A 24,833-nucleotide genomic window follows, 5' to 3' on the forward strand; every position below is an offset into this window, starting at 1 on the left:
CAATATGCCCGGTACGCCCTATCCGGCGCACCGGGCGATTTGCTTTGATGAGGCGTGATATGTTTGATGTTGTTTTACAAGGCCTGCAGCAGGTCTTTGTGCCGCTGAACTTCATCCTGCTTTTTGGGGGTGTTTTTCTGGGCATCACGTTCGGGGCGCTACCCGGTCTGACTGCGACCATGGGACTTGCACTGCTGGTTCCTTTTACCTTTACCATGTCACCGGAAACCGGACTGATCATGCTGGCCGGAATTTATGTAGGTGCCATGTATGGCGATGCTATTCCGGCCATCCTGATCAACACTCCGGGCACACCATCCGCCATTGCCACCACATTCGATGGTTTTCCCCTGGCACAAAAGGGTATGGCCCAGCATGCACTGGTAACAGCCGCCCTGGCCAGTACCGTCGGTTCATTGCTGGCCAATGTGGTGCTGGTTGTGGCCGGGCCACCCCTGGCTGCTGCCTCCTTAAAATTTGGTCCACCCGAATATTTCTGGCTGGGTATCTTCGGCCTGACCATTATCAGTGCCCTCTCTTCCGGTAGTGTGATTAAGGGCTTCCTGGCCGGTTGCATAGGCATGGTGTTGTCTGTGGTAGGTATGGCAAGCATCGGCGGCGATGTACGTTTGACCTTTGGTTTTCCGGTCCTGCAGGGTGGAATTGACCTGATCGTTGCCCTGATTGGTTTCTTCTGTCTGCCGGAGATACTCTCCAGCGTTATTGGTAAACGTCAAAAAACCTATACCGATAAGGCGGTTGAACCGAAACTGGGGGTTATTGGTGAAGTGGCCCTGCAAGTGATCAAAAAACCGGTCTTGCTCATTCGTTCGGCAATCATTGGCACCATTGTAGGTTTTGCGCCTGGCGCAGGTGGGAATATTGCCAGCATGGTCTCGTACAACGAGGCGCGTCGCTGGAGTAAAGACCCGGATAAATATGGCAAAGGCACCATTGACGGTGTTGCCGCCAGTGAGTCTGCCAATAGCGCCATGGCCCCTGGTTCACTCATTCCGCTGCTTACCCTTGGTATTCCGGGTTCACCGGCTGCGGCAGTAATTCTGGGTGCGCTGATGGTGCATCGCCTTAAGCCGGGCGCAGAACTCTTTACCGGGCCGGAAGCGCCGATTATCTATTCCTTTCTGATGGGTCTTTTGGTTGCAGCCTTTCTGGTGAGTTTCATAGGCGCATTCGGTAGTGTCATTTTTTCGAGGATCATCAATATTCCTTCTCGTTACCTGGCACCCGGAATCATCTTTATGACCGTACTGGGTGCCTATGCGATCCGTAACTCCATGCTGGATGTCTGGATAATGTTCGTCTTTGGCATCATCGGTTTTATCAGCAGGAAACTGAATTTTCACCCGGCACCAATCGTGCTTGGTCTTATTCTCGGGCCATTCATCGAAGAGGGTCTGGTGAAATCTGTACTCGCCGGTCAGTTCCAGGGCGTGTTCAATTACATGGTATTTAGACCGATCAGCGGTTTTCTGATTGCTCTGTGTGTGCTCTCGCTGTGTTGGCCCCTTATTGCCTCCTGGCGTGCGAAAAAGAACAAAGGCGAGGTGGCGTGATGAGCGATATCCAAAGTGATGGAAACCAGAAAAAGATTAACAGTGATCTGGTAATTTCGGTTATCGGTCTTGTTCTGGCTGCTGGGGTCTACTATTTTACCCGTGACCTCAGCCGGCTTGGTGTGATTTTTGTCAATTATGTTCTGATCGGCCTTACTGTTTTTTCGATGCTGACACTGATTACGGCATTCACCAAACCGGAGTATATTACCTTCTTCGATTCGGTGATCGAGCGAAACAACATTGTCATAGGTGTGGGAATACTGCTTTGCTATCTGCTGATGTTACCTGTGATTGGCTTTTTGCCCTCGAGTTATATCTTCTACTTCGCCTTTAATCTCTACCTGTCGGAAGAGCGATTCACCCGCAAGGGAATCCAGACTTCGCTGCTGTTATCAGTTGTCGTGGTGACTGTGTTCTATTGCATCTTCCAGCTGGGGCTGGGAGTGCCGTTGCCGACGGCTATGTGGGTGGATTAGTTTCAGGCGGAAAACGTTGTATTCCCTCTAACCCTTTTTGCTCGGTTTGGAAGGATTGCTCAGGTTTTAGAATGAAACCAAGCTCATGTAGGATTCAACCTGATTAGTAATCACGGCATATGCGAATTATGCCACAAGGCCGCCCAATTACTTTGGGCGGCTTTATTTTTCTCCAAACATCTACATGGAGCTTCAAAAAGCTTGACAACTGCGCTACTATTTTTCTAATAGTACACAAACTCAAACCCATAAGGAGGTGTGTATGTCAGGTGCAGCCGTTCATATGAGGTCCATCAACATTCCCAAAGCTTCAAGCGGTAAAGGATTGCGGGAAGAGATCAAGGCGCTGGCAGATGCCAGGGCGGTAACTGTTTCAAAAATTTTCAATCAGGTTCTGGGGTATGCCTTGAAGAACCGTGAGGATTTCCCGGGCGAAATCAGCCCGAGAGAAAAGCCGGGTAGGCATATTGCCACCAAGGTTTCTGTGTTTAGAGCAGAAGAGCTGCGTGAGTGGGCAGAGGAGCTTGGCAGAAGTCGTACCGCCCATTGCTGTTTTCTGCTGGAAGCGGTGATGGCAGATGAGGAGTTGAAAAAGAAGGTGTTCCCGAGTTAGTAGGATTGCCTGTCAAAAGAGTTATTTGACAGAATGTAACTATCGTTCATGGACTCTACGGGAAGTAGTAGAAATATAAAATGCCGCTATTTGCTTTCGCAGATAGGGGCATTTTTTTGATTTCACCTAACCTCTAACCTCTGGTATCACGCTTCATTCCATGATGCCGTGAATGTTGCTATCGAGAAGATTATGGTGTGAGAAAATACTTGGTCGGGAAGTTATCCGTTGAAGAGTATTTTGCTATCAACAGCTGAGGCCTTGCCGGTACCAGTCAGCACCATCACCTGTTTCAGCTCACTGTGGATGCTATCAATGTAGCTTTCAACTCCGTCTTGCAGGCCACCTACTGCGGCAACGGAAAACGGTCGACCTATCATTACTGCATCCGCTCCCAGGGCAAGCATCTTCAGTACGTCATTGCCGGTGCGGATACCGCCGTCTGCGAGAATTGTGATTTTCCCTTTCACTCTTTCGGCAATGGCGGGCAGTACTTCAGCAGTTCCCGGCGCGTGATCGAGCACACGCCCCCCATGATTGGAGACGACAATAGCGTCGGCTCCGGCTTTACATGCAAGCTCGGCTTCGTCCGCGGTCATTACCCCTTTGAGGATAAATTTCATCCCAATCTTTTTGATGATGTCGGTGAGTTCAGCAAGTGGTTTAGGGGATACCGGACGTCCCATTTTTCGTAACGTGATGAGGCCGGCGGCGTCGATATCCATGCCTATTGTGTCTGTCCCGGTTGCTTTGGCCAGCTCGATCTTTTGGAAGAACTCTTCATCTTCCCATGGCTTGATGAATGGTATACCGTATCCATCGGCCAGTTTAACGGCGTTGAAGCCTGCACTGGAGAGCCACTCCGGAACCCCATCCCCGGTGCAGCCGATGATGGACTTGGCCTTACAGCCGTTGATGATTGACTGGATGTAGTCATCTTCGGTAATTGCCTCGTTCATGTTGAAGGAGACACCGCCGATGGGGGCGGCAATAAGGGGCAGGGCGAGATCTTTTCCGAGAATACTTACTGTGGTATCCGGTTCAACAACATTATGGATCAATCTCATGTTCAGGCGAACGTTTTCAAGAGCTGAGAGATTGTTTCTAAAAGAGGCGCCTGTGCCGAGACCGCCCATTCCAGGTACTTGTCCGGCGCAGACCTTGCCGTTACATATTGCACATACCTTGCATTGATTTCCCATTAATTTTCGTGCATTATCTCGAATTTCTTTCACGATCTACTCCTGCAGTTATGTTGTAATATTTCATAATTTTCTTTGGCAATGAGGTTTGAAGCATTCTGTGTTATTTGCTTCGTGGCAGGTAGGTGCCATATCCGGGTTCCACCAGGATCTCGCCCTTATGGGCGACTACTGTTCCCCGGATGACGGTCATCACCGGCCATCCGCTCAGCTGTCTGCCAAAGTACGGTGACCAGTCGCATTTGGATTTTCGATCAGCCTCGGTAAAAGCTTTAGTCCACGAGAGGTCTACGACGGTGAGGTCGCAGTCTGAACCAACCTGAAGGGCACCTTTTTGCGGGTGAAAACCGTAAAGTTTTGAGGGATTGAAACTGGTGATCTCCACGATCTTTTCAAGTGAGGTGAACCCTTGGCTGACACCGTCAAGGAGAACAGGCAGCATCACCTCCAGGCCGGGAATGCCGTTTGGTGCCTCGAAAATATTGTCAAGACCTGCTTCCTTTTCTTCCCGGGTGAATGGGCAATGGTCTGAGCCAATGGTGTGAACATATCCGGCATCGAGTAGCTCCCACATTTTCAGCCTGTTTTTTTCGTCGCGCATGACTGGGGAAAATTTGAGGAAAGGGCCGTGTTCGTTCATGTCTTCCCGGACAAAGGTGAGAAAGTGAGGACAGGTTTCAGCCCAGATATCCACTCCGTCGTTATTGGCTGCACGGATAAGTTCAAGGCCTTCTGCTGTGCTGACGTGAACGATCAGGGCTTTGGCGCCGGTCTGCTTCAAAAGTTGAATTGTTTTTTTAATGGCGGCAATCTCGACTTCTTCAGGGCGGGATTCATTGTATGCCAGGGGATCCGTTCTGCCTTCCCTGCGGAGCCTTTCTTCTTCTTTGCTGATCATCTCGCCATCTTCGCAATGAATCATGGCCAGCCCGTCATTTTGGGCTACGTGGGTCAGGATGTCGCGCATGCTGTCATCGTGAACAAAGGGGAATTCCTTTACGGAAAAGCACATGAACATTTTTATGGAGACTGCGCCGGTCTTGTTCCAGAGATCTGCGATGGAGTTGACATTGTCGCGGGTTCCTCCACCGTGAATCGCGTAATCAACGATGGATTTTCCTGAGTATGCGGCACGATTGATCTCGAACGAGTCGATATCGAGCACTGCCGGATCGTTGACTGGGTGTGATATCGCTGTGGTGATCCCTCCTGCCGCACATGCAGCGGTACCGTGTGCCATATCATCGCGTTCGGTGAATCCAGGGTCCTGGAAGTGGATGTGCCCATCGATTACACCTGGGAGTATGTGGAGTCCGGCCAGGTCAACTGTTTCCGTGGCTTCGATCCCTTCTGTCGAGGTTTCGATACAGGCGATCCTGCCATTGACTGAGCCTATGCAGCCGATAAATCTGCCGGTGTGGGTCACAATTGTTGCATTGATAAAGAGTTTATCTACTTTCATTTGATGTACCTCATCTGTTCTGCCTAAAAGCCCGACAAAAATGCGGGAATGCCAGGGACAGTCGTTGGGTCTTCTCCGGAATATCCACCAAAGATGCAACTGCTACAGCTGAGTGCAATCCTCTGGTGAAAGAGAGATGACGTGAATAGTAATTTTTGGGGTTATCGGGATTATTGAGTTGCCCCGCCCTCTTATGGGAACTGGGGGAAGCCATCACAACAAAGGCTGCAACTCAAGACGATAAAGGGGTTAACAGGAATATCAGCAGTCGATCTCGTCGAGCAGTATTTCTTCTCCGTTTAATCGTTTTCTATAGCCGATGCCGATAGCCAGGGATTGCACAATGCACATGGAGGCTGTCAGGGAGCGGAAGCCATGGAGCACTGCGTCATGCACCTCGATGATCTGTTCTGCTTCATGGGCAATTATGCCAAGGGGGTCGTCGGTTATTGCCAGAATCCGAACACCGGCAGCTCTGGCCTTTGCGCAGAACTCGACGGTGGCCTCGGCGTAAGGCGGGAAGCTCATGACTATCAACAAGTCGCCGGCCTGCATGAGGTCGAGCTGGTCCTCGGCGAACCCGGCAAGCCCGGTGATCAGGGTGTTGGCGATTTTGAAACGATACAGTGCATAGCTGAGATAGGTGGCAAGGGGGAAAGAACGGCGCAGACCCAGGATGGAGATACTGGGTGCTGCAAGGATCAGGTCTATGGCTTTATCCAGCTCAAGATCCTCTGAATTTTCTCGCAGATAATCCAGTGAAATCTTATTGGCTCTGGCGAAAGAGTCGATCAAGGCCCCACCATTATTGGGGTCTGAGAGGTGTTCCTCGCCCTGGTAGTGGCGGATTCGCTCCGAGTAGCTCGGGGTACTTTTTTCTATGAGGGGCTCGCGAAAAATCTTCTGCATTTCGCTGAACCCCTTAAACTCCAGTGCCTGCGCCAGGCGAACAAACATAGCGGTGGCAATTCCGGACAGTTTGGATATTTCCGTCAGGGAGTTGAAGGCAAGATCATTGGGATGATTCAGCGCGAAGTCGGCTGCTTCCAGCTGACGTGCTGTCAGCATGGCCCTGTTTTTAAGGACTGTATCTTTGAATTCAGAAAGATTACCGGGTTTCATTTTCTCCACCTGGGGTCGCTTGGGATAAATATCTGCTGCGAATACAGTTAGGCCAAAACCTTGTCGAGCGCTGCTGTAAGCTGATTGAGTTCATCGAAGCTATTATAATGGGCCATGGAAATACGCACCACTCCATTTTGTTTATTGAGATCAAGCTCTTCTATGAGCCTTTTGGCATAAAAATCACCATAGCGAATACCGATGCCGTAGCTGTCGACCGCATCGACGATATCCTTGGACATACGCCCCTTGACCACAAAGCTGACTGTCGGCAGCCTGCGGCCTCCTTGTACGGACTTTTCGCCAATAATGCGAACGTCATCCCTGCCGTTCAGGTAATGGAGCAACTTTTCGGTCAATTCATTTTCATGGCTTTCAAATGCGTCGAAAGCTGCCTGCATCATCTCTCTCGGGCTTCCTGAACAGCCTAATTCTTCAGCGATTGAAAGCAGGTAATCGACAATGCCCATGCAGCCGTAGGAGAGCTCGTAATTGACATTTCCAGGCTGCAGTTTGTACGGCATGACATCTTTGCCGATGAAATAGTGGTTGAGGCTCGGCAGGTCGGCGAAAAGTTCACCATCACACCAGAGAACGGCAAAATGCGGGCCAAATGTCTTGTAGAAGCTGTATACATACATGTCAGCTTCGGAGGCCTGGACATCGACCAGGCGATGGGGGGCATAGGCTACGCCGTCGACGCAGAGCTTTGCTCCTGCCCCGTGGACAAGCTGGGCAATTTTCGCTACCGGGGTTACAGAACCAAGAATATTCGAGGCGTGGGTTACGCTGACCCAGCGGGTCTTTTCGGTCAGCAAATTTTGAAGTTCCTCAAGTTCAAGCTCAAAGCTTTCTGTATTAACGTTCCAGAATTTGATGACGGCACCGTGTCTGGCGAGGTTGAGCCAGGGGCCCACATTAGCTTCGTGGTCAACGTTGGTGACGATGATTTCGTCGCCCGGTTCAATGGTCTGGCCGATGGCTTCACAGGCAAGATGGAGCAGGAGGGTGGTGGAGCCGCCCATAACAACTTCCTGGTCATGGGGAGCATTAATGAGAGACGCGATAGCTTTTCGTGCCTCAACCACCCGCTCCTGGGCGATAACAGAGTCGCGATAGGTTGCTCCGGTTTGCACACTGGAGGTGAGCAGGTAGCTGCTGATCCGTTCGGCAACTTGCCGTAATACTGCTGAACCTCCGGCATTGTCGAAGAGTATGTCGCTATGGGCAAGCGCTGGAAAGTGACTTCGAACCACATCGATATCTAAAGACTTCATGATCTATCCTGTTATTTTAATAAGGTTCCGGTGAGAAAAACGCTGAAAGAGCTCAATGATTCTGCACAGCCTGCTGAAATGTCCTGAGTCGTTCATTGGTTGAGTTGTCGAAAAAATTTTCAGGGGTCTCATCGACGAGGATGCGGCCAGTCTCCATAAAAAGAACCCGGTCTGCAACTTTTCTGGCAAAGCCCATTTCATGGGTGACGACAATCATGCTAACCCCTTCCGCGGCAAGATTCTGCATTACCTCCAGGACCTCTCCAACCATCTCCGGGTCAAGGGCGGAGGTGGGCTCGTCAAAAAGGAGCACTCTTGGTTTCATGGCCATTGCCCTCGCGATTGCGACGCGCTGCTGCTGGCCGCCGGAGAGTTGATCCGGATATTTATGGATGTGGTCCTGCAAGCCAACTTTTTCGAGGAGCATCATTGCCCGCTCCTCTGCCTCAGCCTTTCCCAGGTGACGTACCCTGATTGTGGGCTGGGCAACATTTTTCAATATAGTCATATGAGGGAAGAGATTGAAGCTCTGGAAGACCATGCCGATGTCGGCCCGGATGTCCGGCAACTTCGGCCCGTCTTCAATCGGGTACTCATCGAGCAGGATCTTTCCAGCTGTCGGCTTTTCCAGATAATTAATGCAACGGATCAGGGTTGATTTGCCGGATCCCGATGGCCCTACGATAACGATGACCTCTTTTTCATACATAGTGAGGTTTATGTCGCAAAGTGCGTTGAAATTGCCGAAATTTTTATCTAAGTGTTCGATCTCGATTATAGGTCTCATCGTTTCTTACCCGTATTCAGATAGGATTCCAGTCTGCTCACCAGGTGGACCAGTGGCAGGAGTAGTATCAGGTACATGAGTGCTGCCCCGATGAGTGGTGAAGGGTTGGCTGCAAGGGCCTGGGCCTGTGTTGCCTGTTTCAGTAGATCGGGCATTGCAACGACCGAGGCAAGGGCCGTGTCTTTGACGACGTTGATACAGTTGCTTGTCAGCGGTGGTATGACGATCTTTAGCGCCTGGGGCAGGATGATGTCTACCAGTGAGGGGATGAATCGATATCCCAGGGCCTGTGAGGCCTCGATTTGGCCACGTGGAATGGCTTCAATCCCGGAGCGAAAAATTTCTGCTGTATAGGCTGAAGAAACAAGTGACAGGGTGACGACTGAAGCGGTGAATGCCGAGAGACGAATGCCGACAAAGGGCAACGCGTAATAGATAAGCACCAGGAGCACCAGAATTGGGATTGACCGAAAGACATCGGTATATCCACATGCAATCAGACGCAGTATGCGGGGTCCGTAGATTCTCATCAGGGCCAGAACAAGCCCGGCCACCAGGCCAAGTACGATGCTCACGGCACCCAGGGCTATGGTGATTACGAGTCCCCGTAGCAACATAGGGAAGGAATCGATGAGTACCGGGATATTAAAAAATGTATCAAAAATATTCACGTAATCCCCTTGTTGCTCTCGAAGAAGCTGTTGGTTGTCTCCAGGCGTAAGCGACCTGATGAGAAAAGACGGGCTGTCTTTGCAGATGGTTTGTCGACAGCCCGATCAGGCAATTACAGCATTGGCTGCTATTTGCCGGGAAGTGGTCTCAGCTCGACAGTTGATGATGTCACCGGGGCTGGGAAGCCGAACCATTTTTCATGGGTTTTGGCTATAAAGCCCTCATTTTTCAGTTCGGTAAGAATAGAGTCAACTTCTGCTACCAGCGGAGCATCTTTAGCCAGCATCATTGAATACTGCTCACCTGTAGGGATGCGCTCTGCGACAGCATATTGTGGTTTGTCCTGGATATAGTACTGTACTGCCGGGATGTCGCTGATATAGGCGTCAATTCTGCCTGCAGCAAGATCGAGCATTGCCGGAGCAAGGCCCTCGTAACGGCTGATGCTTTTAGGTTTGTACTCATCTTTACGTTCAGAGATCCACATGTCGCCGGTAGAACCAGTATCAACACCTACGATTTTGCCTTTCACCTCGCCGAGGTTTGCAACTCCATTCGAGCTGCGGGTGGTCAGGGACTGGTCGCTGTCGTAATATGGCTGGGCAAAGGAGACCGACTCCAACCGTTTGGCGGTGATAGTGATTGAGGAAACTGCAATGTCGATACGACCGGACTGTACCGCTGAAAACAAGCCGTTGAATGGGATGTTCTCCACCACGACGTCTCTGCCCAGGCGCTTGCCGACTTCCTCTGCAAGGTCAATTTCAAAACCTGCATTCTGGTTGTCTTTGTTTACAAATTCCCAAGGTACATTTCCGAGATTGGCGCCAACAACAAGGTCTTTTGCAACTGCAGTCTGTGCCATTGTTGCGACCAGGATACTTCCAAGCAGAATACTTCCGAGTTTCATGTTCTCCTCCAAATCGTTCGTGTGATGTGTACCACCTGTAATAGATGATGCAAAGTAGCAGGAATTTCGCCGTCAATGTTGAGTGAAAAAAATATTTCACTCAGGGGACAATAAAATGATCGGTAAATACCCTTGAGCTAATAGATACATCAATGCAAGTGCTGCGATGATGTATGAGACATCTGTTGCAATTATTCGTCCAAAACCAAATTTATTGAAAAAAATATTTCAGCAAGATTGGATAATGACAGAAAAATAGTGAGATGGTGTCCTGGGTGGAGCGGTGTTCTCTTAAAGGAGGGGTGGATCTCGTGGGATTAATCCCGGCTTAATTTACATAATTGTTGTTAAGTGTGCAGGTAAAACACAAAAATGTCCAGTAATTACACCTGCCAGTTGGTCTGGAGAATGGAATAACACAGGTACCTTCCAGTTGCAGAAGAGAGTAGCACCGGGTTGGAAAATCAAAAGTGTCCGGGGGAGAGAGTGTGGAAAATTGGATATGAGGTCGCCGTGAGTGGCTGGAGAAGACAACCCACGGCGACAACTGGATCAGATCATTGAACGAACGTGAACCCGGTCCAGATCACCTGCATTGCCGCTATCAAGCGCCTGCTGCAGAGTGCCGATGAAATGATCGCGATCAGCAGGGATATTGCCCGAAATCGAGACGGTGTTGGTGGGGTGATTGCCTAAAAAGACCACGTCGTCCAGTTCAATAAGCGATATCACCTCCACCTCTTCTTCGAGTATCTCGCGGGCGGTTGCCTCCTGGAAATTGCCGTTTTCCCGTTCATGCCAGAGATCAGTGTCTTTAGTAATTGTAAGGCTGCCGAACCAGATCATCTGAGGTTTGGTTCTATTGATAAACGCAGCATTCTTTCGAGCGTTCTCAATCCCGTTGCCGGTACCGGCACCGCCCAGAATATACATGTCACGGTGGTTGATGCCAAACCTGTTCAACCTCTCCATCTGGCTGTATGCCTCTTCAGCAGTGTGACCTTTGTTCATCAGGTTAAGCACTTTATCCCAGCCACTTTCTACGCCAACATAGAGATCATTGATGCCCGCAGCCCGAAGTTGAATCAACTCATCGTCACTCTTGCTCATGATATTACTGATCGATGCATACATGCTGACCGTCTCACATTCTGGCGCATGCTTTTTGATCAGCTCGACTACTTCCAGGAGCCTCTCAGCCCGCAGCACAAAAGGATCACCATTGACCAGATAGACCCTGGGCATTCTGAAATGCATGAGTTTCAGTTCGATGATGTCCCGTTCTATCTGTTCGAGAGTCTCAACAGCAAACTGTACATCCCGGTACATATCACAAAACGAACAGCGGTTATGTGCACAACCGGCTGTTACCTGCAACAGCGGGGTAAAGGCTTCCGGTGGTGGGCGGTATGTTGTTCCTGTATATTTCATGGCTCAGTTACCCTTGATGTGGATAGAATATCTGTGATGCGAAAATATGGTTAGAGCAATAGGTTACACAATAAACAGAACCAACAACCACGAAAGAGGGGGATGAGCTTTTTTAAAAGAGAAATTCGTGCATGGGGTTTCCGAGGATTCCCGGTCAGTTCGGGAAGTGTGAACCGCTCAGCCAGCGCCACTCCCCCTATTTCACTGCTTATCTCTGGTAAGCGTAACAGCGAGCTTTGCGAAGAAAAAAAGGACTGTCTCTATCAAGACAGCCCTCCTCTTATTTGATGGCCACTATGCCATGTACCCTGGAACTCTCTCAGGCTAAGTAGTTTTCAACTCGTAGTTATCAGAAAAAAATAGCGCGAAAGGATCTCAGGCTTTACTTCTTGAAATTCGGATAGTCGAAAAAATGACAACCGGCGCAGAGTACCTTTCTTTCCGAGTGTTCTCCATGACATTCCATACAGGGAACGTCTTTGGCGTAATGCATGTTGTTGTGGGGATTTTGCCATTTGTCTTCTTCAGGTCTGGCTGTGGCCTGAACAAGTTCATCGGAGTCGTGGCAGTCAAGACAGACAAAATCCGGAGGATAGGCTTCCGGCTCGGCATTGACGTGGCAGGAATCACATGCATTATCGGCATATAAGTCGGCGTGAAAACTTCTTCCCTGGACGCTGTCGAATTGCTGCAAAGTCTCTGCAACTAAAGATCCTGCCATAAGCACCACTGCTGCGGCAATGATCAGTACTTTTACTTGCGGTTTCATAAATACTCCCTCCGGGCAGAGATCATGATTTCATTATTGTTCGTGCGGCAGTCATCCCCATAACCATGCAGTCAGGAATCGAGCAGCTTCCAAGTCTGCTCACTCCGTGTACTCCGCCTGTGACTTCCCCTGCTGCATACAGCCCGGGAATCGGCTTCCAATCTGCGGAATTGATCACGCGTGCCTGGACGTCTATCTTTACTCCGCCCTGGCAATAGTGGACCTTGGGCCAGTTACGTACAACCACAAAGGGTGCTTCGATAAACTTACCCTTCGCTTTTTCCATGGGCTTACCGAACTGCTCATCGACACCGGATTTCACATAACCGTTATATTCTTTGATTTGTGCCTTGAGCGGCTCAAGCGGCACATTGAAACGGGCGGCAACCTCTTCAATGGTCTCGAATTTCCAACCTACACCATATTTGAGAACTTTCTTCATGGTGGGATGTTCTTTGGCATGTATATAGCTCGTAATGGTGATCGGCGGTAGCGGGTCACCATTATCATCACGGCAAGAAAGCTGTGCGTCTGCACGGGTTTTGCGGTCGGCGATTTCATTCATGAATCGCTTACCGGTTTTGATGTAAATGGAAATGGAGTGGGCGAAGTTGTAGATGGAGTAGTTTGAGACATAGCCAAAGCCATCTTCGTCAGGGGATGCCCAGGGACCGGTCTGGATATAGGCCATGTGTACAGGGATGGCGCCGATCTTGAACATCTCCAACAACGCTTCACCGGTGGCGCTGGGTGGGTTGGTCGAGGTAACCTCTTCAGTTAATGTAGGATCCTGGGCCTGGCGCAAGTTGATGTTTCTGGCAAAGCCTCCTGTTGCCACCAAAATACCGCGTTTAGTCTTGATATTCATCGGGGTTCCTTCCTGGTCCCTGCCGAAATAGTGACCCATGAGCATTTTGGCGCCAATGACTTTGCCATCGTCGTCAAAAATGAGAGTGTCGAATTTGGCACGGGTGACGAGCTTGACCCCAATTTTTCTGCACTGCTCAACCAGGGGCCGAATGATACCGCCACCGCTGGCCACGGTGGTCTGATAGGTCCTCGGGACCGAATGGCCCCCAAGCTGCTGCAGATACGGGAAATATTCGCTTCCGGCATCAAGCGACATCTGCAGGGCTTCGCCGGCGTGTTCTGCTACATGGAGTAAGAGCTCCTTGTCCGCTACTCCACGACCGGCTTTAAGTTGGTCCGCCGCCATTATTTCAGGTGAATCCTTGATTCCCTTTTCCTTTTGCAACGGGGAATTTGGTACGGCAAACAGGCCTCCGTTGTAGGTCGAATTACCGCCGAAATATGGCATCTTGTCATAGACAACAACGTCTTTTGCGCCGAGTTTCTTTGCTTCGATGGCGGCTGCTAACCCGGAGAATCCGGAGCCGATAATAACGATTTCGTGTTCTTCAGCCCAAACAGTCGAACTGTCTGCAGCCATGGTTTTCAGCGCCGGTGCAGCTATGGTCGCCGCTCCGGCCAAACCCATGCTGACCAGAAACTTCCTGCGATCAGCTTGATACTCTTTGTCATTTCCCATTATGTCACCTCGCATGTTGTGGCAATTTTTTCTGACCTGTAGTGTTTGTTCAGATTGCACCAGGCTGGAATAGATGTATGCCGATATATACATTTGGAGCATATCCTGACACCTAAGAAGATTGTAGGGGAGGTTTCGGGGGCATATCGGGTAGTGCTGCATCCCCTGTATCTGTTCATGGAATGCTGAACGTTCTGGAATAACATAGAGAAAAAGGGTAGGCACGGGGTCTGCTATTTCTGTCCCTTAAAGATGTTTTGGCAACCGTTATAGGAAAAAAGAGACACTCTATATTGGCCTTTCCAGCGGTTGTTCTGAAGCTATGCGAGCGCAAGCTACCACGTCCTGTTCGCAAGAAAGGTTTGCAGGTTAATCCCCTTACCCTGCAAATGAAGTTTTTTCCGAATGTTTTTCCGGTGGGTCTGTATCGTTTCAAACGATACATTCATTTCATGACAAATTTCCTTTCCGGTCAGGCCGGATTTTATAAATCGGCAGATCCGCAGTTCGGTCTTGCTGAGTTTCAGAAGATCGTCATCCATTCCTCTAGCAGCACCCTTAGTCATCACATCGGTTGTCAGAGATTGAATCCGCTCCTGGAGAAGGGACGAGTAGTGCGCGTGGTTTTCTTCATCCGCTTCCCTACAGATCCGGGTAATGGTTGGCTGCAGCGATGAACTGATACGTGATATGAGGTTTGCCTGAAATTCTCGTTTCTCGTTTTCAATGGATTTCAAAACATTTCTGAGTGTCAGGTTCAGTTCTTCCGCATGTCGTGCTTGTGCAACAGCTTTTGCTTCCTGTTCCTTTTGGTTGGTGATGTCCCGGATGATGACCAGCCAGAAAGGTTGAGTATCGATGTGCATGGAGCTTATGGTCACCTGGGAAGGGAATTTTCTGCCGTCTGCATGGGTACTTGTGCAGTCGATGGTATGTATCTCGCCTTTTGCAGGATTCCCGCAGACGCAGGAGAGAGCATGCACTCCCTGGTCATCGATCAGTGCATGGCGGAAACCGCCTGTGAGGATTTCCTGGGCAATCCCATAGAATTCAGAGGTCTGAGGGTTTGCCTGGATGATGGTAAGTTCAGGGTCGAGTAGGAGAATAGCTTCCCCGACGGATTGAAAAATGGCATCGAGAATCTTTTCCGATTTTTTAAGGGACCGGGTACAATCAAAAAGTCTTTGTTCAAGTTCCCTGAGTCTATTTTCCGCGCGGTGTTCAGTGGAGATCGCAGTTTCAATGCAATCCGTTACCCGGTGCATGGTCTGTATTGCCGAGAGCTTATGTTTGTCTTTGGCTAGGCACTTCTTGATGAAATATTCAAGGGTGGACCGTAGAGTTGCAATGCTGTGAAGAATAGGTCCCAGGTCATGCCCATTGTCGCGCATATTCGCCGTAAGGTCATGAAAAAAAGAGATTTCCTCAGAGAGAATGTTGGCAATGGTTTCTCGATCTGTCTTTTTCTCAGTATATTTCCTGCTCCCTGTAAGTAATCGAAGAAAGGCACTGTTTGCACTATTGCCTGAAATGACAGGAGTATCAGTAGAGGCAGAAGTTTGATACTTCTGAACCCAGAAGCCCACTATTTTCGGTAGATTGTCTTCAAGTTGTTTTTCGATATCTTTGAGCATGCTGGATATAACCAATTTCCTGTATGCCTGTATGGCATCTGTATGACCTCTGTGTGGCAATGCATACGACCAATTGGACCCGAGAGGCAGAGGAGCCTTCACGGTGCTCACCCAACAAGGACTATATATATTTTTGTCGATACACGACCGAGAAACAAGGTCGGAATATATGGCTGCCAAGGAAATCAGGGGGGATGAAAATGCTATCAGGTTTATCAATTCGGTATTGATGAAAAAAAACTAATACCTTCAGCTCAGCTGAACGATTGTGCGCGATTTTTCACCAATACCGTAAGTTTTATTCAGCATCGACGGGTTATGATGGGATACTTATTAGGCTGCACAGATAGAATATTGTGGCAAAAGGTCACGCATTACGTAAAAAAACTGTGGGCCTGGATGGCGTCGTGGGAAAAGTTCCAGTCGGAGGTGAGAAAATTCTTTTTATAACTATGCACTTTCAGATCAAAGTTTGTGCCAATGGCTTGCTCTTTCCATGCCCCTCTATTCCTCTGGTACTGTACGAAAGTTCTGCTCCCCAAAACTGAAATCACCTTTACGATTTGCAGGAACTCAATTTTCATGTCGCTTATGGCCATCCTTGTTCAGGCTTATACAGGGACAGATCTGTGATGAACTTCATGTCGACCGGGGCAATCCCGTCAACCAGCAGGAGTAGATCGCCAGCCCGAAACCTTTTCAAGATTTTATATAATTGCAGGGTGGAGAGGACACCTGCAGAGTGCCTTGCAAGAGTCTTGTACAAAACGGTCACTGGCGCCCCCTTTCTGATTGTGAGCTGCCAGCAACCGATTGCAAAAATAGGTGGAGTAGTCTGTATGGTAGCAGCTATGCTGCTTTTTCCTCTTTCTGGTGATCCCGGTCAAGATGGAAATTGATCCAGGACGAGGTACCTTTCAACTCCCATAGCCTGGGGGGAACGAATTCGGCGGCCAACTGATCTGTTTCGTTATAGCGTTTCATGCGTTGATAGGCGCGGACCCAGACACATTTTTTCTCAGTGTTGACCTCACAGTAGCCGTCACGACTTCCGCCGCAGGCTCCATTGCGGGAATGTTTCGGGCAACCTGATTCCGGGCAGATAAAGCCCACATGCTGGATGCCGCAATCACCACACTCCTGACAGGAGAGCACCAGCTTTTTAAAGGGGTCTTCAAGAAAAGATTTCAACATCCATGAGGCGTTGTTCGCATCCAGGGTGCCGGAGATTTTTCTATACATCGGGGCAAAGGAAGCAGATTTGTCAAAAAACAGGTCGTGGGCGGTGCGCATAAAAAGATAGAGTGCACTTTCCCCCATTCCAGAACTCGTGTCCTCTTCAGCTTTGACTGTCGTGTTGCCGTTGGCGGCAGGGTAAAGGTAATACCTGCCAGCAGGCTGCTCCCTGAATTCTTCCAGGCAATCCTGCCAGTTATGTTCCAGTTCCTTCATTCTGTCCAGGATGGCTGCGACAGTATCGAAACTCTTATGGATTCCTCCGATGTGGATGCCTTTGTAGCCAATTCCTTTCAGGGCGGCGCCGAGTCTGGAAGTGCGCTCAATAGCCATTTTGGCGCCTCTGCCTTTAACCTCGTATTCGGACTCAATCTGTCGCAGCAGCTTGTCTGAGACATACACCCCAGGCACTCGCTTATTGAACATGGCCTTGGCAGGGCCTTTGCCGAGCAGGTAGAGAGATGCGAGCACCGGCTTATTGATTGCATTTTTCTGGTTGAACAGCAAAAGCTCCTGGTATTTGTCAATGTCATAGCCGAGCTGGGTGATGACAAAGGAGGCACCAGCTTCGAATTTGCGTTGCAGCTTTCGGTATTGCATCCAGCTTTCCGCCTCGGTGTATTTGAACGGAGAGACGGCACAGCCTGTAAAAAAGATTGGAGAAACTCCACGCTCAACCAGCCTCTGATTGAGGTCGTTGAGCATCGCGGTCAAAACAACGGAATCGAAATCAAATACCGGCGTGCCGCGACCACGATAACCGTTTCCGGAATAGTCGCCGGTGAGAGCCAATACGTTTTTCATACCGAGCCTGGCGAGCTGCAGGGCGCGGCTTTCCATACCTACCCTGTTGGTGTCCCGACAGGTGAAATGGACAATTACATCAAGGCCGTAATCGAGGATCTCCCGACCAAGTGCATCGGGGCTGAGGGCCGGGTTGCCTCCGGGATTATCAGTGATGGAAACTGCGGTGATTCGGCCGTCGTCGTAGGCGTCTTTTGAGATTTTTTTGATGGTGTCTGTGGCTGCGCCGCTGAATTCACGTCCGGGAACCAGCTCGAGTGTAACTACAAACTTGTCGGGGGTAGAAAGATCTTCAATGAAACTGTGTACCATTAACTGCTCTCCTTACTCGTACTGGCAGATCCAAGAAGTCTATGGCCTCCTGATCTGCCTACATCGAAAGTCGTACAGCACGTAATTCTTTTCCAAATACACATCTATACATCGTGATACCTGCCACCCAGTAGTACATAATTCTGTCATTCTGTCGAGGGAAAAAGAATAATAAATTAAAGCTTTTCAGTAATTACTTAAATCGTGGGAGGGCCTAGCAAAGCAAGGGGATAACCAACTGGAAACAGATCACGTTTACTAGTATTTTCGAGCTAGTAAATGTGGTCTGTTCCCTGCTGGTTTCTTATTCGTGCAGTTGAACTTCAGGAGCATCAGGGGGGGATCAGATATCACATTGGCTGGAATACTTTCCTGAAATTCCGGAATACAAGGTACGTATTTGCGCAATGTCTGTTTCGGCATCCCCGGTAGGTTCGAAGGTTGACAGGAACCCACCTGTTTTATTGGCGTAATCAAGAAACGCGAGAGCTATAGGGATTTTTGCGCCAAGAGCGATATAGTAAAATCCCGTCTTCCACTTATCAACTTTAGACCGTGTGCCTTCTGGTGGTACAGCTATGACTAATCGCTCACTTGCATTAAATTTTTCTATGGTCTGCTCTACGACATTGTTTGATGAAGACCTGATGATGGGAATTCCCCCCATCCACCTCATAATAGGGCCACGCCAACCTTTGAATAGCGAGTCTTTCCCCATCCAGTGCATATCAAACCCATAAACAAAAGCCATTGCTAATGATATCGGAAAATCCCAGTTACTCGTGTGGGGGACTGCGATTAAGACATATTTGGGTGCTGATGGGGGTTGGCCTTGCAGTTTCCAGCCAGCAATTTTGAGAGAAAATTTACATAGCGGCGTAACAATGGAGCGAATTATCGGAGTGTTGTACATCGTCAATTTCACAAAATCATACCTGTGTATAAGGATAAATTGGCTCTGTAAAAATAGGTTACCTTGGAGGATTGCCTTGCCCTACAAGCGCCAAGATATCGTTTACCTGACAGCGGTCGAGAATATCATCTTGATAAGAAGGTAGAAACTATTAAATTAATTAAATTTTCCGGGTTGTTGTCCGCGGTGAAGTCTGAGAGAGGTGGATTCTCCACTGCCACTTCACAGGATGGCTGGATATGGTCTACTAATCCGACGGCAAGAAAGATATAAGCCTGACAAAAATGTAGATTAAATATAATGTCATTGCACTATTTGTTCCTTCAGCCAAAAATGAGGATCGCACTCTGCACTCTTCTGTAATCCCACACCGTAGGTCTATTGTTACCATTTTCAGGGTTGTTTCAACCTCTGCCAGTCCCTGCTTAGCGGTTATCTTCCTCCTCAGTTTTTCACACCCAAACATTCCTGGAGGGGAAAATGAAAAAAATCGTATCTATAGCTGCATTACTGTTTCTGACCAGTGCGTGCATGGCAGTCAAACACAAGGGACCTGGTAAAGTTGAATTGACCAACAAGGGGAAAGCTGCTGCAGTCATTGAGAGTATTGAGATCGGTAATCCGGAACCTCTCGGTTACATTGACCCCCATAAGTACATCCAGCATGACCTGGCCGTGGGCGACGGCTTAGCTGGTTTTGGAGAGGCCCTTGACACAATGGCCGTGGCGGGTACCCCGATGCTGTATCCGAAGGCCAGTTTCTCGGCAAACACGCTGCTTTTACGACCTGTTCCGTATCGAATCCGGAAGGATTGTTGAACAGTTTGATACCATAGAGGAAATTCCTAGTAAAGAGTTGTGGAAAAACAGCAACGGAATGTGCTGAACTTAACGCTCTTTTTAGTGATAGCGAATAAAAGACAGTGGCTCAATCCGGCTTCGATGCTGCAAATGATCGAGGCCTGATTGTTATGGGATTAACTATTGGGCATCCCGCGTTTACTTATATTTTATCGCCAGTAAACGTGGTCTGCCGCTTAATGCCGGTCGGGTTTTTCCTGCTGAACCTCTCCCAGGTTACGGAGCTGGGAGAGGAGGCCATCTACGGTAAGGGTCGGGTTTACCGGGCATCCTGCTGCCTGTAGGACCACCGCAGTCCAGGAGTTACATGTCATAAGCAGGTGGTATTTCTCTTCTGAAGCGAAAAATCGGCTGAAACCATAGAGGCCTGGCCCCAAGGAAATGACCGAACCGTTCTCATCGCGCGAGAAGCTCTGGGCGATTCGCCTGATCATTTGCGCAAAACCGACAGCTGAGAGCTCTATCCTGATAATCTCGCTATTTGGAAAGGTAGCCTCTGGTGGCCTGTTCATGCCGACGATGTGCAGAACACTTGTTGTAGGGAATACCAGGGCCTGGGCACCAAGAAACAGTCCCGGCTCCGGGGACCTGTAATATGCTCGATCTCCCCAACCGATTTCCAGGTAGTCCATATGAGCGAATTCAGCCAGTTTCGGCCAATCTGCCTGGTGAATGTCGGACTGCTGAACGACGATACCCGCATGCCAGTCGTGACTGACAACGTGGATTGTCCTGGTCGGCTCACCTGGCAGAGGCGGGAAAAGAGTGTTGGAGCCGGTGGCAGAACAGGCCGGCAAGACTGTTATAAGGCAGAACGTTACCCGGACCAGCAACCACCACATAGGCCACCTCCAGGATGAGTGATACGTCGCGAAAATCTCAAAGCGCGGCCTGATAGTCTCTTACACAATCAGACAAGATCACGGGGTATCACATAATCCCAATTTTGCGAGTAGACACGCTTATCTCCTTCATAGGCATCAAGCTCCGCCCTGAGATAGAAATATTGCGATGAAGAACTCAGTACGGTGCGGCCTTTGGTACGAATGGACCAGCTATTCCTGATAAATGATCTCTCCCAGGTGGTTTCACCCTGAACGGAATCGAAATCGTCGCCTTGATACGTGTACCATTCTTTCGCTGTGCGACTGATTGTCAGGTCAATTCTCTTGATATACTGTGATCCGTTGTCGTTGATCACCTTCAGCTGAGATACATCCGTAGCAAGATCCCGGATCACGGTCCAGTTGTGATATTCCGGTCTGATCACCTCCATCCTTTCAGGGGGAGCTGCTTCCGGCAGATCCAATTGACGAAGTCGTTTGTCTTCAGGCTGTGGTTTTCGAGTGGGTAGCAGCAACCTGCTGTTACTTGTATACAGCTTGATTCCGGCTGACTCCGGTGCAGGCCACGCCATCGGCCAATACGAAGTGGAAACAGCCACACGTATTCTATGACCGGCTGGAATCGCCTGGCCAATATAATTCAAATCCACCTTGACGGTATAGTGTTTGCCTGGCTCCAATGGTTCGGGGAATTCGCTGCTGTTTCTGTGTGTTAAATTGAGGAGGCCGTAGGAAATCCGGGTTGCTTTATCGTCCGGTGCTATATCGGACAGTCTGACAGCGATCATTGCAACGGGTTTGTCTGCTTCAAGTTCGAGCTCTACCCGAGGAGCCCCCAGTATCTCGATCGATTCCTTCAGTGGAGCACTGTCATAAACACGGGCGCCCCCGTCTTCCTGGCGTTGATCATGCGGCAGATCCGGGGCGGCTGCGTAAGAACACCATTTCCCTGCAAACAGTCCCAGGCCAAGTGGAGACTGGAGTCGACAGCATTCATTCTCGCCGCTCGGTATGGCCGTGGGATCAAGCAACCGTGCAGGTGCCATGGAATAGATTGTTGTATTGATATTTGACGAAGGCCAGGATGTTTCCCCAACCCATCTTCCCCGTCGACACTCATAACTGGTGGTGGGCGGAACACTCTCCTGCATCCAGACACGGAGCATGGGTTCCGCCATTACTCCCGTATCGATGCCCTTCAGCCATGTGTCCCACCAGCGGAGCGCTTCCTGCAGAAATCCGATTGCCGGCCCGGGTATGCCGACATGGGGATATTTATGTCCCCAGGGACCGATAAGCCCTTTCCGTGGAGCGGTCAGCCCGGTGAGTAAGCGAAAAACGGCATTGGAATAGCCATCCGCCCATCCACTGACAGCCATCACCGGGCACTCAATGGCCGCGAAGTTTTCGCACACCGAGCCACGTTGCCAGTATTCATCCCGCCTCTGGTGCCGGAGCCACTTCTCCAGCCATAAGCCACTTCCCCGCAAACGCTCAAACCACATCTCGCGCCATTTTTCACCAACAATTTTGGGGTCAGGAGGGCAGGAGTTGTAAGCAAACATGGTCGATGCCCAGGAGAGATTGTCACCCAGAAGACATCCCCCCATATGGTGTACATCATCTGCAAAGCGATCGTCTGTGGATGAGGCTGTAATAATTGCTGCAAGCTGAGGTGGTCGCATCGCCGCAATCTGGAGACCGTTAAAACCGCCCCAGGAGATTCCCATGATGCCAACTTTTCCGTTGCACCAGTCTTGTCGTTCCAGCCATTCAAGGATGGCTATACCGTCATCAAGCTCCTGCTGCAGATACTCATCTTCCAGAAGTCCTTCAGAGTCGCCGCTGCCACGAAGATCAACCCTCACACCGGCGTAGCCATTTCCCGCAAAATAGCTGTAAATCTGGTTGTCACGGCTGCGCATGGAGTCCCGCTTGCGATAGGGGATATACTCAAGAATAGCGGGAACAGGATTTTTTCCGGCACTTTCCGGCAGCCAGAGCCTCGCTGCCAGCCTTACCCCGTCCTTCATTGGGATCCAGACATTCTCATGCTGAACAACTTTGTGTGCAAATTCTCTAACGATCTTCATAGGAATCTATTTTGAAAGGCAACATCGCCAGGGCCGTCTGATAGTTTGCCGATAACTCCTCGTGACTGTCCGCCCCCATATAAAGAACGGCAATCTCAAAGCTGTAACTATCCTGATCAAACAATTCGGAAAGGCGCATGCCTTCCTGAATGTGGACAAGCACCTCCGTACCTGGAAATTTCTGCTCGACCTGTCTGATGTCTTCTCTATCTGGTACCGTAACAACCCGACCATCCTGAAAAAATCGAAGCATAAACTTTGCAGCCACCTTCACCGGCCCTTGACGATATGGGAAATCCGGACGCTGCCCCAGGGCAAGATCAATCAGCACCTTGTGATGGTATTCGCCGTCAACCAGCTTGAAGAGGGGACAGTGAGATTTTGAAATTCGGGTATTGATTTCAAGGAGGTGGATGGTGTTTTTGTCTTCATTCCAATAAAACTCTATATTGAATGGAGCATTATCGTATCCGATATGAACCATGACTTTTTGGGTTGCCTCTATCATGCGGTGCTGAACATCGGAAGGGAGGTTTGATGGGTACTGGTAACGTGTAAATGTCGAACTGTGGATGCTGTCACGAAGAGAATCTATAACTCCGTATATATGAACGCTCCCCTTATACACATACCCCTCAAGTGTGCACTGCTGACCGTGGGAGATAAGACCTTCGGCAATGCAGTGGTACCCGTCAACAGCTCTGATCCCTTCGGGCAGTTCAGCTTTGCTCAGGATTAAATTAAAAGGCTCTGCGTATCTGGCAATATTTTTACGAATAATATCAAGGCTGGTTTCGAACTCTATGGTATCGCGTATCAGAAAACCGAGATGGGACAGTACTGACTTGACAGGTTTGAGCCAGAAAGGAAAGTCCAGCGTGCATTGTGCAACAGCATCTTCCCGAAATGGATAAATTTTCTGAAATGGTGGAACCAATTCCGGAATAACTTCTTTTTGAAGGAGGCGACTCCAGTATTTATGCTCGCATTTAAGCACAGAGATAAGGCTTGGCCCCTCCAAACCTATCTCATCTCGAATGAGAGGTAATGTCGTGCTGACAGGAAAATCCCAAAACCCGATAACAGCGTCAACAGTACCGTCAAATTCCAGCAATACTCTTCGTGCATGCTCAAGAAGTTCTTGAACAGGAAAGCGTTTCACACGTTTTATCTCCTGGTAAGATAAAAGAGCATGAAAGCGGTATTGATCTGAAGACTGTACTTCCTGCAGCTGGGCAAGGTGAAAATCGTCGAGACCTACCACAAAGATAATCTTAACCATTATTATTAGTACGTTGTGATTAATGGGTATTCAGGAAGTCTGCATATTTCCATCACCTTTATAAAAAAAACCGTGCCACCTTAGTTTCAAGGCAACCCGGCTATCTAAACTAGACCCGCAGTTTTCCGTCCCTGCCTTGCGGCAGGTTTGGCTTTATCGTATATCGAACACACTTACATAATTAATTTTAGGTAAGAAGGTCACCACATGTCAATGCACTGAAAAAACAACAGCGAGTCCACACTGACATGTGTGAACTCGCTGCTATTCGAGAAAAGGGAGACTGAATTCTTATGCTACAGGAGACGTTTTTCGTTCTTGTTCCTCTTAATACAGGGCGACAATCTGTTCGTACCGATCCCGGCTGGCATCTTTGTTAAAAGTGTAGAGCCTTGGAGCGGAGCGGAAGTGAACCACACCTTCGTTGGCATCCAGGTAAAATTCAATATCGTCACTCGTACCGAAGAGACCGCTTTTGCTGAGTGCGTGAATATAAGGGCCTTCCACCTTACGCAGTTCGATCCGTTCAAACCTTTCCAAAGCCTTCAGGATAGCTTTTTGGGTTTCTTCGAGGTTGCTTTTGAAGGGCATTGGTTCGACTTTATGCCGGGCTTGCTCTGTCTGGCTGGAAACAGCGTTCAAATAACCCGGAATAGGTGCCAGTTTCCCGTCTTTGACTCCAATACAGGAGGGCACAATTGCGTTTCTCATGAGAACCAGACTTGCAACCACAACTACCACGGCAGAAATACCTAATATTGATCGCATACTCCCCTCCACTTTGAAAGTATTTCAGATTTGCTGTTGTACTTGTTGTCTTTCACTTTTCAGCTATATCTTTAATTTTCAATAACATTATCTGTGGTCGGAGACCGGTTACATTGATCCGGCCTCCGACAGCAATCTGTTACATCAGCGAGCCATTGACCAGGAAATGGGCATAGATGCTGGCGATGTAGCCAAGGGCAATTACCGGGGTCCACTTGAGGTGGCCCAGGAAGGTGTA

Annotated in this window: 21 protein-coding genes and 1 riboswitch; of the genes, 4 read left to right on the top strand and 17 right to left on the bottom strand. The window is 49.3% G+C overall.

Translation table 11 applies throughout. The features are described from left to right. Positions 1-59: 59 nt before the first annotated feature. The 3 genes from ACN5NT_RS21325 (at position 60) to ACN5NT_RS21335 (ending at position 2,666) form a co-directional block, all read left to right on the top strand. Positions 60-1,574, top strand: a complete 1,515-nt coding sequence (locus ACN5NT_RS21325) for a tripartite tricarboxylate transporter permease (protein WP_167495816.1) — start codon at positions 60-62, stop codon at positions 1,572-1,574. Beyond that, entirely contained in the window at positions 1,574-2,053 is a 480-nt protein-coding gene (locus ACN5NT_RS21330; protein ID WP_136798412.1) for a tripartite tricarboxylate transporter TctB family protein, read from the top strand. The genes ACN5NT_RS21325 and ACN5NT_RS21330 overlap by 1 nt, the downstream gene beginning before the upstream one ends. Positions 2,054-2,315: 262 nt before the next feature. Beyond that, positions 2,316-2,666 (top strand): hypothetical protein, encoded by a 351-nt coding sequence (locus tag ACN5NT_RS21335; RefSeq protein WP_136798411.1) that lies wholly within the window; start codon positions 2,316-2,318, stop codon positions 2,664-2,666. A gap of 221 nt (positions 2,667-2,887) precedes the next feature. Here ACN5NT_RS21335 and ACN5NT_RS21340 read toward each other — a convergent pair whose 3' ends face one another. From ACN5NT_RS21340 to ACN5NT_RS21400, 13 genes are all read right to left on the bottom strand, one after another. Then, a complete protein-coding gene (locus tag ACN5NT_RS21340) occupies positions 2,888-3,901 on the bottom strand; it encodes an alpha-hydroxy-acid oxidizing protein (RefSeq protein ID WP_419176827.1) in 1,014 nt (337 codons plus the stop codon). Between the two features lie 70 nt (positions 3,902-3,971). Beyond that, on the bottom strand, positions 3,972-5,330 hold the full coding sequence (locus tag ACN5NT_RS21345) for a dihydroorotase (protein ID WP_419176828.1): 1,359 nt from the start codon (positions 5,328-5,330) through the stop codon (positions 3,972-3,974). A gap of 261 nt (positions 5,331-5,591) precedes the next feature. Beyond that, a complete protein-coding gene (locus ACN5NT_RS21350; RefSeq protein ID WP_419176829.1) occupies positions 5,592-6,452 on the bottom strand; it encodes a MurR/RpiR family transcriptional regulator in 861 nt (286 codons plus the stop codon). A gap of 47 nt (positions 6,453-6,499) precedes the next feature. Continuing rightward, positions 6,500-7,729, bottom strand: a complete 1,230-nt coding sequence (locus ACN5NT_RS21355) for a cysteine desulfurase-like protein (RefSeq protein ID WP_419176830.1) — start codon at positions 7,727-7,729, stop codon at positions 6,500-6,502. 52 nt (positions 7,730-7,781) lie between these two features. Then, on the bottom strand, positions 7,782-8,516 hold the full coding sequence (locus ACN5NT_RS21360) for an ATP-binding cassette domain-containing protein (protein ID WP_176360002.1): 735 nt from the start codon (positions 8,514-8,516) through the stop codon (positions 7,782-7,784). Next, entirely contained in the window at positions 8,513-9,187 is a 675-nt protein-coding gene (locus tag ACN5NT_RS21365; RefSeq protein ID WP_419176831.1) for an amino acid ABC transporter permease, read from the bottom strand. The genes ACN5NT_RS21360 and ACN5NT_RS21365 overlap by 4 nt, the downstream gene beginning before the upstream one ends. Positions 9,188-9,315: 128 nt before the next feature. Then, positions 9,316-10,098 (bottom strand): ABC transporter substrate-binding protein, encoded by a 783-nt coding sequence (locus ACN5NT_RS21370; protein WP_419176832.1) that lies wholly within the window; start codon positions 10,096-10,098, stop codon positions 9,316-9,318. Between the two features lie 552 nt (positions 10,099-10,650). Further along, on the bottom strand, positions 10,651-11,529 hold the full coding sequence (locus ACN5NT_RS21375; protein WP_419176833.1) for a radical SAM protein: 879 nt from the start codon (positions 11,527-11,529) through the stop codon (positions 10,651-10,653). Between the two features lie 382 nt (positions 11,530-11,911). Further along, a complete protein-coding gene (locus ACN5NT_RS21380; protein ID WP_136798403.1) occupies positions 11,912-12,298 on the bottom strand; it encodes a cytochrome c3 family protein in 387 nt (128 codons plus the stop codon). Between the two features lie 22 nt (positions 12,299-12,320). Then, a complete protein-coding gene (locus ACN5NT_RS21385; protein WP_136798402.1) occupies positions 12,321-13,847 on the bottom strand; it encodes a flavocytochrome c in 1,527 nt (508 codons plus the stop codon). A gap of 335 nt (positions 13,848-14,182) precedes the next feature. Next, positions 14,183-15,481, bottom strand: coding sequence for a PAS domain S-box protein (locus ACN5NT_RS21390; RefSeq protein ID WP_419176834.1), 1,299 nt, complete (start codon positions 15,479-15,481; stop codon positions 14,183-14,185). Positions 15,482-16,330: 849 nt separating this feature from the next. Further along, complete coding sequence (locus ACN5NT_RS21395) at positions 16,331-17,833, bottom strand: methylenetetrahydrofolate reductase C-terminal domain-containing protein (protein ID WP_419176835.1); 1,503 nt, start codon at positions 17,831-17,833, stop codon at positions 16,331-16,333. A 343-nt stretch (positions 17,834-18,176) separates the two neighbouring features. Next, a complete protein-coding gene (locus tag ACN5NT_RS21400; protein WP_419176836.1) occupies positions 18,177-18,746 on the bottom strand; it encodes a lysophospholipid acyltransferase family protein in 570 nt (189 codons plus the stop codon). A 480-nt stretch (positions 18,747-19,226) separates the two neighbouring features. Between ACN5NT_RS21400 and ACN5NT_RS21405 the strand changes: the two genes are divergently transcribed. Beyond that, a complete protein-coding gene (locus ACN5NT_RS21405; protein ID WP_419176837.1) occupies positions 19,227-19,565 on the top strand; it encodes a hypothetical protein in 339 nt (112 codons plus the stop codon). 218 nt (positions 19,566-19,783) lie between these two features. Here ACN5NT_RS21405 and ACN5NT_RS21410 read toward each other — a convergent pair whose 3' ends face one another. The 4 genes from ACN5NT_RS21410 to ACN5NT_RS21425 all read right to left on the bottom strand — a co-directional run bounded on the left by ACN5NT_RS21410 (position 19,784) and on the right by ACN5NT_RS21425 (position 24,595). After that, on the bottom strand, positions 19,784-20,449 hold the full coding sequence (locus tag ACN5NT_RS21410; protein WP_419176838.1) for a DUF2459 domain-containing protein: 666 nt from the start codon (positions 20,447-20,449) through the stop codon (positions 19,784-19,786). Between the two features lie 68 nt (positions 20,450-20,517). After that, positions 20,518-22,545, bottom strand: a complete 2,028-nt coding sequence (locus ACN5NT_RS21415) for a CocE/NonD family hydrolase (RefSeq protein WP_419176839.1) — start codon at positions 22,543-22,545, stop codon at positions 20,518-20,520. After that, positions 22,532-23,827 (bottom strand): ATP-grasp domain-containing protein, encoded by a 1,296-nt coding sequence (locus ACN5NT_RS21420; protein ID WP_419176840.1) that lies wholly within the window; start codon positions 23,825-23,827, stop codon positions 22,532-22,534. The genes ACN5NT_RS21415 and ACN5NT_RS21420 overlap by 14 nt, the downstream gene beginning before the upstream one ends. 87 nt (positions 23,828-23,914) lie before the next feature. Beyond that, positions 23,915-23,989: riboswitch (cyclic di-GMP riboswitch) on the bottom strand. Positions 23,990-24,154: 165 nt separating this feature from the next. Next, positions 24,155-24,595 (bottom strand): DUF1499 domain-containing protein, encoded by a 441-nt coding sequence (locus ACN5NT_RS21425; protein ID WP_419176841.1) that lies wholly within the window; start codon positions 24,593-24,595, stop codon positions 24,155-24,157. Positions 24,596-24,833 lie beyond the last annotated feature (238 nt).

This window comes from Desulfosediminicola sp., from assembly GCF_048381775.1.
In the GTDB taxonomy this organism is placed as follows: Bacteria; Desulfobacterota; Desulfobulbia; order Desulfobulbales; family Desulfocapsaceae; genus Desulfopila; species Desulfopila ganghwensis.

What these genes read in the sequence shown, in the direction of transcription:
- ACN5NT_RS21425 (WP_419176841.1), bottom strand. Translation starts at nt 24,595, where the DNA reads ATGCGATCAATATTAGGTATTTCTGCCGTGGTAGTTGTGGTTGCAAGT.
- ACN5NT_RS21410 (WP_419176838.1), bottom strand. Translation starts at nt 20,449, where the DNA reads ATGTGGTGGTTGCTGGTCCGGGTAACGTTCTGCCTTATAACAGTCTTG.
- ACN5NT_RS21415 (WP_419176839.1), bottom strand. Translation starts at nt 22,545, where the DNA reads ATGAAGATCGTTAGAGAATTTGCACACAAAGTTGTTCAGCATGAGAAT.
- ACN5NT_RS21385 (WP_136798402.1), bottom strand. Translation starts at nt 13,847, where the DNA reads ATGGGAAATGACAAAGAGTATCAAGCTGATCGCAGGAAGTTTCTGGTC.
- ACN5NT_RS21335 (WP_136798411.1), top strand. Translation starts at nt 2,316, where the DNA reads ATGTCAGGTGCAGCCGTTCATATGAGGTCCATCAACATTCCCAAAGCT.
- ACN5NT_RS21370 (WP_419176832.1), bottom strand. Translation starts at nt 10,098, where the DNA reads ATGAAACTCGGAAGTATTCTGCTTGGAAGTATCCTGGTCGCAACAATG.
- ACN5NT_RS21360 (WP_176360002.1), bottom strand. Translation starts at nt 8,516, where the DNA reads ATGAGACCTATAATCGAGATCGAACACTTAGATAAAAATTTCGGCAAT.
- ACN5NT_RS21405 (WP_419176837.1), top strand. Translation starts at nt 19,227, where the DNA reads ATGAAAAAAATCGTATCTATAGCTGCATTACTGTTTCTGACCAGTGCG.
- ACN5NT_RS21350 (WP_419176829.1), bottom strand. Translation starts at nt 6,452, where the DNA reads ATGAAACCCGGTAATCTTTCTGAATTCAAAGATACAGTCCTTAAAAAC.
- ACN5NT_RS21420 (WP_419176840.1), bottom strand. Translation starts at nt 23,827, where the DNA reads ATGGTTAAGATTATCTTTGTGGTAGGTCTCGACGATTTTCACCTTGCC.
- ACN5NT_RS21375 (WP_419176833.1), bottom strand. Translation starts at nt 11,529, where the DNA reads ATGAAATATACAGGAACAACATACCGCCCACCACCGGAAGCCTTTACC.
- ACN5NT_RS21330 (WP_136798412.1), top strand. Translation starts at nt 1,574, where the DNA reads ATGAGCGATATCCAAAGTGATGGAAACCAGAAAAAGATTAACAGTGAT.
- ACN5NT_RS21390 (WP_419176834.1), bottom strand. Translation starts at nt 15,481, where the DNA reads ATGCTCAAAGATATCGAAAAACAACTTGAAGACAATCTACCGAAAATA.
- ACN5NT_RS21355 (WP_419176830.1), bottom strand. Translation starts at nt 7,729, where the DNA reads ATGAAGTCTTTAGATATCGATGTGGTTCGAAGTCACTTTCCAGCGCTT.
- ACN5NT_RS21380 (WP_136798403.1), bottom strand. Translation starts at nt 12,298, where the DNA reads ATGAAACCGCAAGTAAAAGTACTGATCATTGCCGCAGCAGTGGTGCTT.
- ACN5NT_RS21345 (WP_419176828.1), bottom strand. Translation starts at nt 5,330, where the DNA reads ATGAAAGTAGATAAACTCTTTATCAATGCAACAATTGTGACCCACACC.
- ACN5NT_RS21400 (WP_419176836.1), bottom strand. Translation starts at nt 18,746, where the DNA reads ATGTACAACACTCCGATAATTCGCTCCATTGTTACGCCGCTATGTAAA.
- ACN5NT_RS21395 (WP_419176835.1), bottom strand. Translation starts at nt 17,833, where the DNA reads ATGGTACACAGTTTCATTGAAGATCTTTCTACCCCCGACAAGTTTGTA.
- ACN5NT_RS21325 (WP_167495816.1), top strand. Translation starts at nt 60, where the DNA reads ATGTTTGATGTTGTTTTACAAGGCCTGCAGCAGGTCTTTGTGCCGCTG.